This window comes from Micromonospora costi, from assembly GCF_003626655.1.
Classification (GTDB): Bacteria; Actinomycetota; Actinomycetes; order Mycobacteriales; family Micromonosporaceae; genus Micromonospora; species Micromonospora costi.
The window spans coordinates 630,139-645,711 of sequence record NZ_RBAN01000003.1 but is presented as its reverse complement, the minus strand read 5'-3'; the positions used below and the strand labels follow the sequence as shown (position 1 = coordinate 645,711).

The window sequence follows — 15,573 nt, the reverse complement described above, 5'->3', positions numbered from 1 at the left end:
CCGCGACTCCACCATACGGTCGGGCCCGCCGGCGCGGAACGTCGCGCGCGGCCGGCCCGACCGGCGTCACGGCTGGTTCGCCGCCCGGTGGATCGACTCCGCGAGGCGCTTGATGGCCTGCAGCCGGCTGTCCCAGCGCGCGGCCACCGCCGCCATCGCGCGGGCCGCGACGTCGAGCCGTTCGGGGCGTACGGCGTAGCGGACCTCGCGCCCGTGCCGGTGCCCCTCGACGAGCCCCGCCCGTTCGAGGACCGCCAGGTGCTTGGCGACCGCCTGCCGGGTGAACGGCAGGTCGGCGGCGAGGGCGGTGGCCGTGGCGGGGCCCCCGGACAGGAGGATGTCGAGGAGCCGGCGCCGTCCGGGTTCCGCGATGGCGGCCCACAGCTCCTCGTCATCACTCCGGTCGGTCATGACGAGGCGGACCGCTGGGGCGCGTACGCGGTGAGCGTCGTGAGGTGGGTGTCCCAGCCCTTGGCGTGGTCGTTGATCGTGTCCTCCCTGACCTGCGGCGACCAGTCGACCTGGTCGTACCCGCTCTCCACCAGGCGGAGGCGGGTGTGTTCGCCCTCGGCGGTGAGCGTGAACTCGACCAGCAGAGAATTGTCCACACGCGCCTCGCTGCCCGCCGGGTGGGCCCACCGGAAGGCGAAGCGCTCGGGCGGCTCGGCCGCCTGCACCACGAGGTCCACGGGGATCGGTCCGTCGAGCTGGTTGACCCGGGGGCCGAAGACGAAGGTGCCGGCCCCGCCGGGGCGCAGGTCGATCCGGGCGTCGTCGCTGAACCACTGGCTGATCTGGGCGGGGTCCGTGAGCACCTGCCACACCACGTGCCGGGGTGCCTCGATCAGGATCTCGCGCTCGATGACCGTCATGATGCTGCCTCCTCCATGTGCAACCATTGGTTGCTCCTCACGCTAGCCGCCGCTCGACTGTCGCGCAACCAAAGGTTGCGTTTTCTCTTGTCCCCGCTGCTGGGCCGTCGCCGCCCGCGTCACGTCCAGCTGAGGCGCTGCCGCAGGAGGGACCGTTGCGCCGGGTTGGTCGTCAGCGTGAGGGCACGTTCGTCCGCGCTCCGCGCCCGGGCCGTCTCGCCGACGTCCCGGAGCAGCTCCGCACGGGTCGCGTGGAAGAGGTGGTAGCCGTCCAGGTCGCCGGCCAGGCGGTCCACCTCGGCGAGCGCGGCCGCCGGCCCGGTCACGTACCGCAGGGCGATCGCCCGGTGGAGCCGGGTGACCGGTGACGGCGCCAGGTGCAGCAGCATGTCGTACAGGACGGCGATCTGCGCCCAGTCGGTGTCCTCCCACCGGGCGGCCTCCGCGTGGCAGGCGACGATCGCGGCCTGCACCTGGTACGGGCCCGGTCGTCTCTGTGCCGCGGCGCGGGCCAGCAGCCGGCCCGCGTCGGCGATGGCCTCGTGGTTCCAGAGCGACCGGTCCTGGTGCGGCAGCTGCACGATGTCGTCGTTACGGTCGAAGCGGGCGCTCGCCCGCGCCCGGTGGAGCCGGATCAGGGCGAGCAGGCCGGCCACCTCGGGTTCGGTGGGCATGAGCTGGTGCAGCAGCGCGGCGAGGAACTCGGCGTCGTCCGCGAGGTCGCGGGCCTGGGCGTGGTCGCCGCCGGTGGACAGGTAACCCTCGTTGAACAGCAGGTAGATGACGGCGAGGACCTCGGCGAGGCGGTCGGCGAGATCGTCCGCGGACGGGACCCGGTAGGGGATGCCCGCGTCGCTGATCTTCCGCTTGGCGCGGGTGATGCGCTGCCCGACGGTGCTCTCCGGGACGAGGAACGCCTTGGCGATCTGCGCGGTGGTCAACCCGCAGACCACCCGCAGGGTCAGGGCGACCTGGGCGGTGCGGGGCAGCGCCGGGTGACAGCAGGTGAAGATCAGCCGTAGTCGGTCGTCGGGTCGCGGCTCCGGTGGCCACGGCACCAGGGCGAGCTTCTGCCGGTGGCGATGCGCCCGTCGCAGGTGGTCGAGGCCGCGACGGCGGGCCACGGTGTACAGCCACGCGTCCGGCCGGTCCGGGATGCCCTCGACCGGCCAGTGCGTCAACGCCGCCTCGACGGCGTCCTGGACGAGATCCTCGGCGGCCGCGAAGTCGCCGACCAGAGGCACGAGGGACGCGGCGAGCCGGCCCGCGTGGTCGCGCACCACACGGGCCAGCTCGGCGTGCGTCGGCTGGGTCATGCGGCGATGGGCCGGATCTCCACCACGGGGCACGCCGGCCACGACTTCGCCACGCGTAGCGCCTCGTCGAGATCGGCCACCTCGATCTCGGCGTAGCCGCTGACGATCTCCTTGCCCTCCACGAACGGCCCGTCGGACACCAGCGGCTCGCCCCGGTCCAGCCGCACCGTGGTGGCGGTGTCCGAGGGCAGGAGGTGCGCGTGGTGCGTGATCCTGTCCTGGTGGTCCGCGAACCACTGCTGCACGCGGGCGTACGCGCGTCCGCGCTCGGACTCGTCCATGGCGGCCAGGTCCGCGGCGAACTCCTCGGTCTCGACGAACATCAGCACGTACTTCATCATGTCCTCCCGTCGGTCCTACCCGAACAGCGCGGCCATGCGTCGGGACATCTCCTCCGGGCTCACGTCCTCCACGTGCGTGGCGACGGTCCAGCCGTGGCCGAACGGGTCGACCACGAAGGCGTCCCGGTCACCGTAGAACTGATCCTCCGGCGCGCGCCGCATCGTCGCGCCGAGCTGGACCGCCCGGGCGACCACCGCGTCGACGTCCTCGACGTACACGAACTGGAAGACGGGCGTGCCGGGCAGGCCACCGGGCGGCGGAGCGGTCGTACCCCGCTGCGGGTCCTGGTCCTCCACGATGACCACCGCGTCGCCGATCTGGATCTCGGCGTGGACGATGCTGCCGTCGGGCCCGGGGAACCGCATCCGTTCGACGGCGCCGAACACGTCGGCGTAGAACTCCAGAGCCTTCGCCGCACCGTCCACCACCAGGCAGGGTGTGACGCGGCGGTAGGTGTCGGGGATCGGGTTGGTGCCGGGTGACGCCGTCATGGCGTTCCTCCTCGTCGGTGTCTCGGTGGGTTGCTCTCACCCATGAGACGACCGGCGAGCAGTCGGATCCGACAACCGGCGGAGGAAATTTCTGTCCGAGATCTGCGGCGCGTTTCAAGCGGCGGCGGAGCCGGCGCCAGCGGCCACGAGCACATCGGCCGTCTGTGCGTGGCCGCCCCGCAGCGCCCAGTCCAGTGGCGAGTAGCCGGTTCCCCGGTCCTCGCGGAGGTTCGGGTCCGCGCCGTGGGCGAGGAGTACGTGCACCACGTCGGTGTGTCCCCAGGCCGCCGCGGCGCACAGCGGCGTGCCCTCCTGACCGTGCCCGCTCTCGGTGTCCGGGGCGGCGCCGGCGGCAAGCAGAAGCCGCACGAGATCGACCGCGCCGTGCACGGACGCCCGGTAGAGCGGGGTCGTGCCGTCGCGGTCAGCCGCGTCGGGGTCCGCCCCGAGGCGCAGGAGGGCGCCGGCGGCAGCTGCGTCCCCGCGAAGCACCGCGTCCATCAGGCGCGTGGTGAGTTTCTTCCGCCGTCGCTTGTTCACGGCCCTCAGCGTAGGTAGGTCCCACAGGTCTCGTTGATCGCGACCGCGTCGTCAGCGGCCCTGGGCGGACGCCTGGTCCGAGCGCGTCCGGGTCGCCATCAATCGGAACCAGGTAGCGGCCGTTCGCTGGCTGCCGCGAAGATGCGCGCAAGGATCCGGTCAATGACCTCGTTCTTCGCCAGGCTGTAGTCACCGGCTCGGTGCGCCGTGTCCCGCGCGAGGCTCCGCTTGGTCGCGGCGTAGAGCTCCCGGTCTTCTGGATGCGAGCGCAGCCAGTCGCGGAAGAGCCGGTGCCTGATCGGTTCGGGCGCGTCCCGCGGCCAAACGTGAAGATTGATGTCTTCCGCGGGGCCAACCAGCATCCGATGCCCGTGCCACCACGGCTGCCGGAGAACGAGTCGGTACCCGATCCCTTCAAGAGCGGGGACGTAGCGAGACTCGTCCGCCGTGTCTTCAACTAGCAGGTCGATGTCGATGATGGGCTTGGCTGCCAGGCCCGGCACCGATGTGGACCCCACGTGTTCGATGGCCAGGACCAGATCGCCCAACGTCTCCTTGAGCAGGGAACTGGTAGCGGCGTATCGAGCAGCCCAAGCCGGGGCGTAATCCTCGATGATGACCGCCTGCCAGTTCTTCGGAGCTTCTCCTACCAAGCCGTCATCTACTTGCTCAGGCGGTGCATGGAAGCGCTGTACAACGTCCTGCGGGTACTCAGCCAACCCAACCTCCCGAAGAATCAAAGTCGGCCAGGATACGACACGGGGCGCTGAGGCGAGCCCTCGACGTCGGCGAGGTCTTGCAGGATGGCAGCGCGTTCCTGGGGCCGTTTGCCTTAGGAGATGTGGGTGGGTGTTCATCTGGCAGCTGCGGTCGGTTGCCACATGATGCGTTCGTAGCAGACGAGCGCGGCGAGGGCAGCGGTGATCACGCCGAAGGCGCCGAGGGCGGGCAGGCTCCGAGCGACGGGAAGCAGTGCGAGCATGATGCCGGCCGCGACGATCTGGGCGCGTGGGGTGTGTCCGACGGTGAAACGGAGGAACAGGCCCCGGCCGATGAGGTAGACGACCGGGCCGCCGAACAGGGCCGCTGTGGAGATCCAATCCAGCGGCGCCCCGGCAGGATGCTGCGACGGGTGGTGCGCCAGGTGCTCGAGGACGAGTTCGATGCCCAGGGCCAGGTAGATGATCCCGGCGATGAGCGGGAAGTGGGCCAGGCTGTAGGCGTTGATGGCAGGCCGGACGCGTTCCTCGTGGGGGAGACGCGCCAGTGCCTGTCCGGCCGGTGCGGCGGCGTTCTCGAAGTACAGCCACCACAGGGCCGTGGCAATGGCCACGGCGAGCAGTGCGGCGATCAGGACCGGCCGGCGGGTGACCGCCGATCCGGCGCCGACGCCCACCGCGATCAGCGACTCGCCCAGGGCGATAATCAGTAACAGGCCATGCCGGTCACACAGGTGGCTAGCACTGTGCAACCGAAATCGGTCTTTGCTGGACATCGAGGCCGACGCGGTGCCGAGGCAGTCGATGAGGAACGCTGCGGCCCACAACAGCGTTTGTGTGGCGCCGCCGAGCACCGCCCCGAGCAGCAGCGGAATCCAGCCCCCCACGATCGGGATGGCGTAGCGGAAGCCGGGCGCCGGGATTCGCGGGTTCACGACGGCCACGTGCCAATTCAGTAGGTAGAACGCGGTCCGGATCACGATGTACGCCACCGCCACCGTCAGAGATTCGGACACCGTCCGCCTGTCGTGCTCCCACGCGAACGGGATGACCAGGCCGGCCACGAACATTGCGGCCATCACCACGACCAGCCCGGCGCGGACCAGGCCCACGTCGGCGCGGACCCGGTTGGCGAGCCAGGCGAAGGTAGTGAAGGGCCACCACAGCAGCATCAGGAACACCAGGCCCTGCGCCAGGACGAGCGGCGTCGGTGACCCTTCCATGAACGTGGCCACGCGGATGAAGGCGAACGCGAACACCAGGTCGAAGAAGATCTCAAACGGGGTGGTGCGATGGCCCTCACCAATCGGCACCGGTCGCCGAATCCCCAATATCTGCGCCATAGGCGCATCTTCCTACTGATCCGACCAATACGGACTCGGACGCCTAATGTGCTAGTCCACCAGCCGTCCACAAACGACACGTTTCGAACGGTTCGGGCGATCTCCGTCGTCGACGCACCGCCTGGACTTCCAGCACCACGCGATTCCGCTGCTCCGATCGGGAGCACGGTCGGCGTGGCCACGTAGGGGAGCGCACGCCGGCTGCGTCGGAGAGCTGGGGGTGGCGGTTAGGGCGCCTCCGGCGGGGGCGCTCCGGCTCCAGGATGGCCGGGGCTCCGCCGCCAACTCGCGGTCCGTGGGTGGTTGCGGAAGGGGAGCGATGGTGTCACGAGGCGCGCGGCAGCGCGAGCCAGTCCTGCCAGGTGATGTCGCGGCCCAGATAACGGGGCTGCTGGAAGGGCCAGTCGGCCGCGATCCACTGCGGCACCAGCGCGTCGAGCGCGCGCTCCACCTCACCGCCGACGAGGTCGTCCACCACCCACCAGGAAACCTCTCCGTCGGCGCCCGTGCGCTCAGGCGGGTCGATGTAGACGCAGCCAAAGATGGCCGTCTCCTCCTCGTCCAGCAGCGCGTAGTTGAACGACTGATGCGCGGCTATCTCCTTCTCGTGCCGCAGCAAGTCGATGCGGTCCTCTTCATAGGTCATCGTCTCCGGGGGCCAACCCCAGGCCGGGCCGAAGATCTCCCACAAGCGCTCTCGGGAGCCCATCACGGCGGGGTAGTCGATCGCGGTGTCCGCCTCCCGGATCGGCCGCAGGTGAAGCGCGGTGTTCGGCACGGGCACGTGGACGGGGTGGACGAAGTCCTCAGGCAGCCAACTCATAACGGGCGAGGCTACAACCAGTCGGCGCGGGATGATCTAGGCGGCGCGACTGCTCATCGGCGTGATCGATCCGATTCCCAAGCTGACAGTCGCCGGTCACGGCAGGGTCAGGCGACCGGTGCATACTGCTCGATATGCGTCTGCCGAGCTTCCGGCGTAGTCGGTTCCCCGGTGAGCGGTCGGCGATCGCCATGCACACCGTCATCCGAGGCGAACTTCCGGCGCTCGTCGTCGCCCGGTCTGACGATGACCTCTGGCTGGTCGGAGACGGCATCAACGAGCCGGACTCCGCCGAGATCATGGATCTTGTCCACCTGAGCCATCTTGTGGAGCTTGACCGGACGCTTCTCGAACTCGCGGACCTCGAGCGCGGACAGCAGGCCGATCGGGAGACCGTCGGCTCTCCCTGGGTCCGCAGCCCATTCCAGTGGCTCGACGAAGAGGAGTGAGGTGGAGGTGAGAGATCCCCGCGGACGCCGCCAGACAGGGTAGGCAGTTCTTAGAAGCGAGGGGTCAGAGAGGGCCAGGGCGCGCCGGTTCCGGGCAGGTCGACGAGGACCAGGTCCAGGCCGTCACCAGGCCGCCGGAGGCCGATCGTGATCGACCAACGACGACTACTGGTGACGACGTCTGCCCAGGTGACCAGGCGTAGCCGGCCACGTGGCCAGGCCCTTCGTTGCCTCGTTACCTGTAGTTGGTGAACTGGAGGGCGACGCCGAAGTCCTCGCCCTTCAGCAGCGCGATCACGGTCTGGAGGTCGTCCTTCTTCTTACCCGTGACCCGGAGCTGGTCGCCCTGGATCTGGGCCTGGACGCCCTTCGGGCCCTCGTCGCGGATCTTCTTGCTGATCGCCTTGGCCTTGTCCGACTCGATGCCCTGGATGATCTTGGCGTCGATCTTGAACGTCTTGCCCGAGGAACGCGGGTCGCCCGCGTCCAGCGACTTCAGCGAGATGTTCCGCTTGACCAGCTTCTCCTTGAAGACCTCCAGCGCGGCCCGGACCCGCTCCTCCGTCTCGGCCTGGAGGGAAACCGCCTCCTCGCCGGCCCAGGAGATCTCGGCGCCCGTCCCCCGGAAGTCGAACCGCGTCTCGAGCTCCTTCGCCGCCTGGCGGAGGGCGTTGTCGACCTCCTGGCGGTCGACCTTGCTCACGATGTCGAACGACGGGTTCGCTGCCATGCTTCTGCTCCTGCTGTCCGCGGTCTCTGGCGTGCCGTCGTCCGCTGACCAGCGGTACGACCCTCTGACGGTACCCGGTTGCACGCCAGCGGGTGGGAGCCGCTATCCTTGCTTCGCTGCCGCGTCGTGACGCGGCGGTATGCCCTGGCGGGTTGCCCGAGCGGCCAATGGGAGCGGACTGTAAATCCGTCGCGAAAGCTACAGAGGTTCGAATCCTCTACCCGCCACCAGGGAACGGCAAGGCCTCTGACCTGCGGAAACGCTTGTCAGGGGCCTTTGTCGTCTCGTGCCAATGTTGACCATGGTTGCCCCTCGTGGACCTGCCAATCGGGCACGTAGCGGGCACGAAAGGGGTGCTCGTGGCCTGGGTGGACTTCAGTGGCTTCGTAGCCACTACAGACCCCCTCGACGCCTACGGTGGGATCAGCGTTCCCGAGCAGTCGCTGCGAAACCTCATGGAACGGCTCAATAGCGGCAGCCAGTCCATGACCGGTCACCACGATGGCCTCCTGCCAGTCCGGACCCGCAGCGTCAAGGCGGAGTTGCGACCCACCCCGAGGGGCGGAGTCGGATTGTGGGTTGAGGGCGAAGCAGACGAGGCGGAGTGGACGGCCCTAGGAGAAGTTGGTGGGTTTTCCGTCGGCGGCCGGATGGACCTCGCCGAGGAACATTGGCCGGCGCAGCCGAAGGCAGCGCTGCGGGTGTCAGCGGACCTAGGCTGGTTTCCGCCAGAAGATCTTGTGGCAGCGCTCCGTCTCATGAGCCGAGATTTCGGCGTTCGGGGAAGTCATCTCCTCCAGCTGTCAGCGCTGCCTCCGGCGAGGATCATCCTGGAGGTTGCCCTACCTGTTGTTGCTGCGCTGGGTCCGAACTTGGCGGCGTCCGCCCTCTGGGACGGGCTGAAGCTGCTACTTCTGCGATTCCAGGCGAAGAAGGGCGCGTTGGCCCGCCAAGAGCCGGATGTTCCTATCCCTCCGCCCGTCTTTGAGTTCGACGTCGTCGGCGCCGATGACTTCAGGGCAACCGCCCAGCTTCGGACCGAGGACCCCGAGGTACTGAAACTCGCCCTCGGAACCATGAACGCCGCCATTGAAGCAGCCCGGGTCTCGGGAGGGTCTGTCGAGTCGTCTCCTGACCGGCCGCATCTGATGTCTTTCGATCCTGAGTCGGGGGAGTGGCATCACCGTTAACGGATCTCGTCGGAATCGAGGTGGCACCACTCCAGGTTGGAGGCATACCGTCGTCTGACTGCTTGTACGCCTGGGCGTGAGGGGATGCGACATGGACGGTGGCGGCGACTCGGCAGAAACCAGCGGGGTCCTCGGCATGCTTCCGGGTGGCCCCCAGGGCAAGGGTGCCATCTACTTCTGCGTTGGTAGCCGACAGACAGGCATCTGTAGCTATGCCTGGCGGCTCTGGTGGGGTCAAACCTCTTTCTACTTGAAGGCACGCGAGGCCAACCTTGCGGAGCTGAAGGTGAGCCTGCATGGCCCGGACGAGCGACACGTGGAGACGGGCCCTGGTTTCAAAATCGCATACGATTCCTCGTTCCAGCAGGGCGAAGGGAAGCCGAACGCCCTCCTTGTGGCCACGCCCGGTTGGCTCCCCCGGTGGTTCAGCGGCTACGCGGTCTCCGAGGACGACACCCATGTTCTCCGGCTTCGGTTCCCCTACGACCTCTTCATCCCTGGCGTGCCTTCTGCGCCCGCTCCGGCAGAGGTCAAGGCGAGGGACTTTGCTGGCCTGATCCCGCCTCCTGAGCGTCACCTTTACGTCGTTGACGTGGACGTGTTCGTCTCCCAGAGGCGCCCGTACTGGCCGAACGAGAGCCAAGCGAGGCAGGACAAGGCGTGCCTTGGGCCGTTGCAGAGCAAGTCTGGCGAATACCTTACGGCCGTCATCGTGCATCGGTCGGCGCTAGCCAGCCCTACACCGCGGTTGGCCAAGGCGCCTGGCCCCAAGAATGCTGGGGACCGTTTGCGAGGGATCGGGGCGGCAGTGGACGATCACGGGGTTCTCTGGATCTGCGAACAGTGGATGTCTCGGTCCGCCCTCGAAGCTCTCTCCGCTGAGGCGACGCGGTCCGATGCTCAGGCTGTTGAGTGACCGAGGACGTGTAGGCGGATCTCCTCGTCGGGCAGTCGCCAGACCGTCCAGCCTCCCCGGACGGGGACAAGGTGGAGCGCCCTACCGGACGAACGACCTTGGCCCCGTTCGGGGAGGCTGGTAGCCCTGTGGTGCCCGGCGAGGCGATCCGCTCCCCGGCCGATCCCTGAGGAGGGTCGGGGTTCGGGGCGGAGCCCCGAGGTCTTCAAGGTCTTGTCGTCCTGTCAGCGTGGCCGGCCGGCCCGGCCGATGCCGGCGCTTGCGCCGCCAGCAGGCCGAGGCCGAGCCGGCGCGGCCCGCTCGCGGGCCGCCTTGATCGGGCACGCCGCAGCGGAGATCAACAACAAGGGGCACGCAACGGGCACGCGGGGGAGTCCGGGCCGACGAGCGGAAGAGAAAAGCGGCCCTGACCTGGCCGAACTTTCATCGACAACCTTGAGTACGGACCAAACTGTAAATCCGTCGCGAAAGCTACAGAGGTTCGAATCCTTTACCCGCCACCAGGCAACGATGATTGTCGAGGCGTGGAATGCAGAACGCACCGCCGACCTCCGCTCCGCCGCCGCAGAGCTGGGCGCCGGATCGGGTACGGATTACCACCTCCCAGTCCGACGCGGGCGATGAGGGGCCGGTCGTCATGATCGTTGCCGTGCCGGAGCTGCCAAACGCCGAGGACCATGGCCGAGCGACGGTTCGGGCGGTTCATCCGCAGTGTGCTCAGGGAGGACATGTAGAACACGTGGCGCAGCCATCGGTTGTAGCGCTGCGGCCGGCGTAGGTTGGCGACGCGCTTGCCGGAGTCGCGGGCCACCGGCGCCAGACCCCCGTGTAGGCGGCCAGGTGATCAGGGCTGAGGACGGTCGACAGGCCCCTGCCCCGACGATGAACTCCGCCGCTGAAAGTGCCCCTATGCCGGACAGGCTGCGAATGATGCCGGCCTGCGGGTGGTCGCTGAAGGCGACTGTGCTCAGGCGAGGCCAGGTGGCCTCGCCGCCGGCCCGGCGACCGTACGACTTACAGCACGCCGCCTCGCTGTGGCTAAACGCTGGCGTTCCGGCGACCGAGGCTGCGGGGCGGCTTGGGCAGAGCCTGACGGTCCTGCGAAGGGACTACGCCAACTGCAGAGACGCCCACGACATTGGACTGATTGACCGAATCGGCGATGCCCTCAGCAGCAGGTATGCGGCTATGGTATCGGGTCCATATGCCGAGATCTATACGGAGTCGCGGCGCCGGCTCACTCCAGGAGGACCAGCGATGATCAAGCGTCTGCGGCTGAAGAACTACAGGTCATTCCGCGACTTCACTGTGGAGTTCTCCGGGAGTGCATGCCTAGTGGGACCAAACAATGCGGGCAAGAGCACGGTCCTTACCGCTTTCAGGCTGGTCGACGTGCTCCTACGGATCGCACACGCCCGTCGACCACTCGACCGCGTAGTGTACGAAAATGCCGGCTACCAGTGTTATGCGGTACCGCTGTCCGAGTTCCAGAGCCTGGCACATAGTCTGCGCCACGAATTCACTACCGCCGAAGCAAGCCTTGAGCTGACGTGGCAGAACGGAAACAGGCTGTTCGCCTTTTGGCCTGAGGTTGATGCAATTGAGCCGGGGGTAGAACCTGAAGGATACTTCTTCCTCCAGAAAGATAATAAGCAACAGCCTAGAGATGTGGTGGACGCGCGTCTCGAATTTCCTAGACTTGGCATCGTCCCGGTCCTCTCGCCGCTTGAGCAGACCGAAACGGTGCTGAGCGAGGAGTACGTTAGAAGAAACGTCTCAACGCGTCTCAGTAGCCGACATTTCAGGAACCAGCTTGTTCAGCTCGAACGGGCAAACGGGATGGAGGAGTTTAAGGAGTTCGTTACTTCTTGGCTGCCTGGCGTCATGATCAGAGAGCTAGAAACCTACGAGTCAGCGGAAGGCGAGTACTCGATCGACCTCTTCCTTCAAGAGGCCGGTGGCCGCGTCCCCAAGGAAGTCATCTGGGCGGGCGACGGAATTCAGGTTTGGCTGCAAATCCTCTACCATCTTCACCGCCTCCGTGGATATGGCACCGTGATTCTGGACGAGCCCGATGTTTATCTGCATGCCGATTTGCAGCGGCGGCTGGTTCAGCTTCTTGAGTCAACGGAGAGTCAGACCATCGTTGCCACGCATAGCGCAGAGATCGTAGCGGAGTATCCGCGAGCAAGCATGATATGGATTGATAAGAGTCGGAAACGGGGGATCTCAATTAAGAATGAGGCCCTCCTTGACAAGTTGACGGGCACGTTAGGAAGCAGTTTCAACCTAAAGATCGCCAAGGCCATGCGGTCGAAGGTTCTGCTGATGGTCGAGGGCAAGGACATGCAGATCCTTCGGCGACTCAGCCAGGCGCTAAATGCGAACCGTCTTGCCAAGCAAGAAGGTATCAGTGTAGTTCCACTCGAAGGATACTCGAATAGCGAGCACCTCGCTTCACTCAAATGGATTCTTTCCGACTTTCTAAATGGTGCGGTCGAGTGTTACGTCCTATTGGACAGCGATTACCGACCAGGTGAGGTATCTAGGGAACTCGAAGCCCAATTCCATTCGATAGGAGTGCATGCCCATGTCTGGCGCCGCAAGGAACTGGAGAGTTACCTTATTGAGCCAAGCGTGATTTCCCGAATATCGGGCGCAAGCGAAGTCGAGGTGCAGCAGATCTTAAGCGATGCTGCGGCGACATTTGAGGACTTTGTTTTCTCGCGGATGCTCGAGGAAAAAATTGCCTTCGAAAGATCCGCCACGAACCATCGGGTTACTGTGACGGAGAAATTCAAACCCGATTTCCAGAAGCGGTGGACTGATTCACAGTGGAGGCTTGGGGTGGCACCACCGAAAAGGCTGCTCAGCATGTTAAACACTAAACTTCAGGCAGCCAAGTACAAGACGGTCTCGGCGGAACGGATTGCGGCGGCGATGGCACGAGACGAAATCCCTGCGGAAATGCGTGCCGCCCTGCTCCAAGTGGAGCGAGCCGCGGAGTCGGCGTGACCGAGCTAGAGAAGTACGCTGCTGCGGGCTAGGCGAACTGCATGAACGCGTCTACTGGGGCAAGGCTCCCCAACGTCCTCTCAGAGCCCGCATCCGGCCGCGAAAAGGTGCTCGCTGTAATCCGTCGCGATAGCTACAGAGGTTCGATCCTCTACCCATCACCAGGGATCGACCAGGCCTTGACCTCCGTAAACGCGGGCTCAGGGGCCTTTGTCGTACTGCGGACCGGTGACCCGTTACCCGAGCGCCTGGCGGGCGGATTCGCCCATGGGGTCGTCGCGGGTGGGCATCCGCTGGATGGTCGGCAACACTTCTTCGCGGAAGACGCCGTGCAGCCGGCGTAGCTCCCGGGCCGGATGTTCGGCGTCGTCGACGCGCACATCCCAGAGCGGGTACGGCTGGTCGCTGATCACGGTCACGGTCGCCGACCGGGCGCCGTGCCGGTCTCCGCCGGACGCCTCGCCGGCCTCGATGGCCAGCACGAGCCGTTCCGCCAGGTCGAGTTCCCGGCTGTCCTCGAACACCCGGACGATCTCGGCGAGGGTTTGCGGGCCCATCAGGCGGTTGCCCTGCACGGCGTAACCCGGCCCGATGTGGTGCCCCGCCCAGTCGCGCGTACGGGAGCCGGTGAAGGCGTGCGCACGACCCTGGCGGTCGACCATGCCGACCTGCCGTACCTCCCTACCCGGGTCCCGGGCCAGCAGCTCGGCAACGACGTCCTGCGGCGAGCGGCCCTCGGCGAGCAGGGGCAGGCCGTCGGCGGCCAGGAACGGGTTGACGGTGGCCTGGGTCGCCACCGCGCCACCGGTGTACTCGACGTGTGCGACGAGCTTGCCGACCGCCGGGCGGGCCGTGAGGGCCGCCACCCCGAGCTGGCCGGTACGCGGGCACCGGGCGGCGATCGAGAAGGTCACGCTCGGCAGGTACCCGGAGGCTCACCCGACATGCCCCGCCGCGTACGCCGGCAGCGGGTCACCGCCTTCGAGAGCTGCCGGCGGCGCGCTCCGGGGCCGCTCTCGTCCAGGTCCGTCGGCCCGAACAAGCGGCACACCAGTGGCGAAACCGGACGCGGGTACTCGACCAGCCGCGAAGGCCCGGGCGTGCACGGGCCCGGCCCCAGGATGGGCCGGGCCCGAATTCACCTGCGGATCAGTCGAACACGGCGGCGAACGCGCCGGGCTCGTACGAGCCGCCCTTCTGGTGGATGATCACGGCGAGCCGGTTGGCCGCGTTGATGAGGGCGACCAGTGCGACCAGCGCGGCGATCTGGTCGTCGTCGTAGTGCTTGCGCACCTGGGCCCAGGTCTCGTCGGACACGCCCTGGTGGGCGTCGGCGAGGCGGGTGCCCTCCTCGGCGAGCGCCAGCGCGGCCTGCTCGGCCTCGGTGAACACGGTCGACTCGCGCCAGGCGGCGACCAGGTTGAGCCGGACCGCGCTCTCGCCGGCGGCAGCGGCGTCCTTGGTGTGCATGTCGATGCACCACCCGCAGCCGTTGATCTGGCTGGCGCGCAGCGACACCAGTTCCTGAGTGGACTTCGGCAGCGGGGACTGCTGGACCACCAGGCCGGCGTTGGCGAACCGCTTGGCGAACTTGACGGCGATCTCGTTGGCGAACAGGTTGAACCGAGCGTCCATGATCCGTCCTCACTCGTGGTGTTGCAGTGGACGAACACGAGATGCCGCCGCCCCGATCCCTGTGACAGGGGGCGGTGCGTGACGGGGCCCACAGCGGTCGTCCGCCTCCGGGGTGTCACACGCCGGCGGGGCCCGGCATCTGGTGGGTGACACTCGGAGAGGGAAGAGGAGCCAGCGATGACCGGTACGACGCGGACCGCAGCCGACGACCGCGACAGCGGGCGGCGTGGCGACGAGCGCCCGGACCCGGCCACCGAGGCGTTCCTCGCGCACCGCAACCTGCTGTTCACGGTGGCGTACGAGATGCTCGGCTCGGCGGCCGACGCGGAGGACGTCCTGCAGGAGACCTGGCTGCGGTGGGTGGGCGTCGACCTCGGCACGGTGCGTGACCAGCGGGCGTACCTGGTCCGGATCACCACCCGCCAGGCACTGACCCGGCTGCGGACGCTGGGCCGCCGGCGCGAGTCGTACGTCGGCTCCTGGCTTCCCGAGCCGCTGCTCACGGCGCCCGACGTGGCGGAGGACGTCGAACTGGCCGACAGCGTCTCGATGGCGATGCTGCTGGTGCTGGAGACGCTGGCGCCGGTCGAGCGGGCGGTGTTCGTGCTGCGCGATGTGTTCGACGTCGGGTACGACGAGATCGCCGAGGCCGTCGACAAGAGCCCGGCCGCGGTCCGGCAGATCGCTCACCGGGCGCGGGCGCACGTCGCGGCGCGTCGTCCGCGCGGGGTGGTGTCCGCGGCCGAGACCCGCTCGGCGCTCGACGCGTTCCAGCGCGCGGCCGAGACGGGTGACCTGCAGAGCCTGCTCGACATCCTCGCGCCGGACGTCGTCCTGCTCGGCGACGGCGGCGGGATCAAGCAGGCCGTGCTGCGGCCCATCGTGGGGGCCGACAAGGTGGCCCGCCTGCTGGTCGTCGGGCTGGGCCGGGTTCCCGACACGGCGTCGTTGTGGCCCACGCACGTCAACGGCCACCCGGCGCTGATCCTGCGGCAGGACGGCGAGATCGACACCGTCGTGGCGGTACGCGTCGACGACGGGCTCATCACGGGGCTCTACGCCGTGCGCAACCCGGAGAAGCTGTCGCACATGGAGCGGGAGGTCGCGCTTCGCCGCTGAGGTGGGCCATCGAGGGGCGGTGATCCGTAACAGCTTCCCCGCCCGTGGCGCTGGACCGCGTGGAAGCGGCGCT

General features: G+C 67.5%; 18 protein-coding genes and 1 tRNA gene. 6 read left to right on the top strand and 13 right to left on the bottom strand.

Going from position 1 to position 15,573, the window contains the following annotated elements; all coding sequences use genetic code 11:
- Positions 1–66: 66 nt before the first annotated feature.
- The 9 genes from D7193_RS19610 to D7193_RS19570 form a co-directional block, all read right to left on the bottom strand.
- On the bottom strand, positions 67–411 hold the full coding sequence (locus D7193_RS19610) for an ArsR/SmtB family transcription factor (protein ID WP_120780952.1): 345 nt from the start codon (positions 409–411) through the stop codon (positions 67–69).
- Positions 408–872, bottom strand: a complete 465-nt coding sequence (locus D7193_RS19605; RefSeq protein WP_158674826.1) for an SRPBCC domain-containing protein — start codon at positions 870–872, stop codon at positions 408–410. The genes D7193_RS19610 and D7193_RS19605 overlap by 4 nt, the downstream gene beginning before the upstream one ends.
- Before the next feature lie 119 nt (positions 873–991).
- A complete protein-coding gene (locus D7193_RS19600) occupies positions 992–2,188 on the bottom strand; it encodes an RNA polymerase sigma factor (RefSeq protein WP_120780950.1) in 1,197 nt (398 codons plus the stop codon).
- A complete protein-coding gene (locus tag D7193_RS19595; RefSeq protein ID WP_120781375.1) occupies positions 2,185–2,526 on the bottom strand; it encodes a YciI family protein in 342 nt (113 codons plus the stop codon). The genes D7193_RS19600 and D7193_RS19595 overlap by 4 nt, the downstream gene beginning before the upstream one ends.
- Before the next feature lie 18 nt (positions 2,527–2,544).
- Positions 2,545–3,021 (bottom strand): VOC family protein, encoded by a 477-nt coding sequence (locus tag D7193_RS19590; RefSeq protein ID WP_120780949.1) that lies wholly within the window; start codon positions 3,019–3,021, stop codon positions 2,545–2,547.
- Positions 3,022–3,135: 114 nt separating this feature from the next.
- Complete coding sequence (locus D7193_RS19585) at positions 3,136–3,561, bottom strand: ankyrin repeat domain-containing protein (RefSeq protein WP_120780948.1); 426 nt, start codon at positions 3,559–3,561, stop codon at positions 3,136–3,138.
- Between the two features lie 98 nt (positions 3,562–3,659).
- Positions 3,660–4,280 (bottom strand): GrpB family protein, encoded by a 621-nt coding sequence (locus D7193_RS19580; protein ID WP_158674825.1) that lies wholly within the window; start codon positions 4,278–4,280, stop codon positions 3,660–3,662.
- Between the two features lie 134 nt (positions 4,281–4,414).
- A complete protein-coding gene (locus D7193_RS19575; protein ID WP_120780946.1) occupies positions 4,415–5,623 on the bottom strand; it encodes a low temperature requirement protein A in 1,209 nt (402 codons plus the stop codon).
- Between the two features lie 325 nt (positions 5,624–5,948).
- Complete coding sequence (locus tag D7193_RS19570; RefSeq protein WP_120780945.1) at positions 5,949–6,446, bottom strand: GNAT family N-acetyltransferase; 498 nt, start codon at positions 6,444–6,446, stop codon at positions 5,949–5,951.
- 134 nt (positions 6,447–6,580) lie between these two features.
- Between D7193_RS19570 and D7193_RS19565 the strand changes: the two genes are divergently transcribed.
- Positions 6,581–6,895, top strand: a complete 315-nt coding sequence (locus tag D7193_RS19565; protein WP_120780944.1) for a hypothetical protein — start codon at positions 6,581–6,583, stop codon at positions 6,893–6,895.
- A gap of 235 nt (positions 6,896–7,130) precedes the next feature.
- On the opposite strand, the gene D7193_RS19560 is transcribed toward D7193_RS19565, so the two are convergent.
- Complete coding sequence (locus tag D7193_RS19560) at positions 7,131–7,625, bottom strand: YajQ family cyclic di-GMP-binding protein (RefSeq protein WP_120780943.1); 495 nt, start codon at positions 7,623–7,625, stop codon at positions 7,131–7,133.
- 146 nt (positions 7,626–7,771) lie between these two features.
- On the opposite strand from D7193_RS19560, the gene D7193_RS19555 reads away from it, so the two are divergent.
- The 3 genes from D7193_RS19555 to D7193_RS19545 all read left to right on the top strand — a co-directional run bounded on the left by D7193_RS19555 (position 7,772) and on the right by D7193_RS19545 (position 9,731).
- Positions 7,772–7,855: transfer RNA gene (locus tag D7193_RS19555), tRNA-Tyr, on the top strand.
- Between the two features lie 84 nt (positions 7,856–7,939).
- The gene (locus tag D7193_RS19550) at positions 7,940–8,815 is read left to right on the top strand and encodes a hypothetical protein (protein ID WP_120780942.1); all 876 of its coding nucleotides are present in this window, start codon (positions 7,940–7,942) and stop codon (positions 8,813–8,815) included.
- A 91-nt stretch (positions 8,816–8,906) separates the two neighbouring features.
- On the top strand, positions 8,907–9,731 hold the full coding sequence (locus tag D7193_RS19545; protein ID WP_120780941.1) for a hypothetical protein: 825 nt from the start codon (positions 8,907–8,909) through the stop codon (positions 9,729–9,731).
- Between the two features lie 490 nt (positions 9,732–10,221).
- Here the strand turns inward: D7193_RS19545 and D7193_RS34895 are convergent, their stop codons facing one another.
- Positions 10,222–10,542 carry a hypothetical protein gene (locus D7193_RS34895; RefSeq protein WP_158674824.1) on the bottom strand — a complete coding sequence of 107 codons (321 nt, stop codon included), beginning with the start codon at positions 10,540–10,542 and terminating at the stop codon, positions 10,222–10,224.
- A gap of 98 nt (positions 10,543–10,640) precedes the next feature.
- Here D7193_RS34895 and D7193_RS19535 point away from each other — a divergent pair, with 98 nt between their 5' ends.
- On the top strand, positions 10,641–12,746 hold the full coding sequence (locus D7193_RS19535) for an ATP-dependent nuclease (protein ID WP_120780939.1): 2,106 nt from the start codon (positions 10,641–10,643) through the stop codon (positions 12,744–12,746).
- Positions 12,747–12,982: 236 nt separating this feature from the next.
- Here D7193_RS19535 and D7193_RS19530 read toward each other — a convergent pair whose 3' ends face one another.
- On the bottom strand, positions 12,983–13,660 hold the full coding sequence (locus tag D7193_RS19530; RefSeq protein ID WP_120780938.1) for a DUF1028 domain-containing protein: 678 nt from the start codon (positions 13,658–13,660) through the stop codon (positions 12,983–12,985).
- 235 nt (positions 13,661–13,895) lie between these two features.
- Complete coding sequence (locus D7193_RS19525; RefSeq protein WP_120780937.1) at positions 13,896–14,381, bottom strand: carboxymuconolactone decarboxylase family protein; 486 nt, start codon at positions 14,379–14,381, stop codon at positions 13,896–13,898.
- Positions 14,382–14,684: 303 nt separating this feature from the next.
- Here D7193_RS19525 and D7193_RS19520 point away from each other — a divergent pair, with 303 nt between their 5' ends.
- On the top strand, positions 14,685–15,500 hold the full coding sequence (locus D7193_RS19520) for an RNA polymerase sigma-70 factor (protein WP_241563255.1): 816 nt from the start codon (positions 14,685–14,687) through the stop codon (positions 15,498–15,500).
- Positions 15,501–15,573 lie beyond the last annotated feature (73 nt).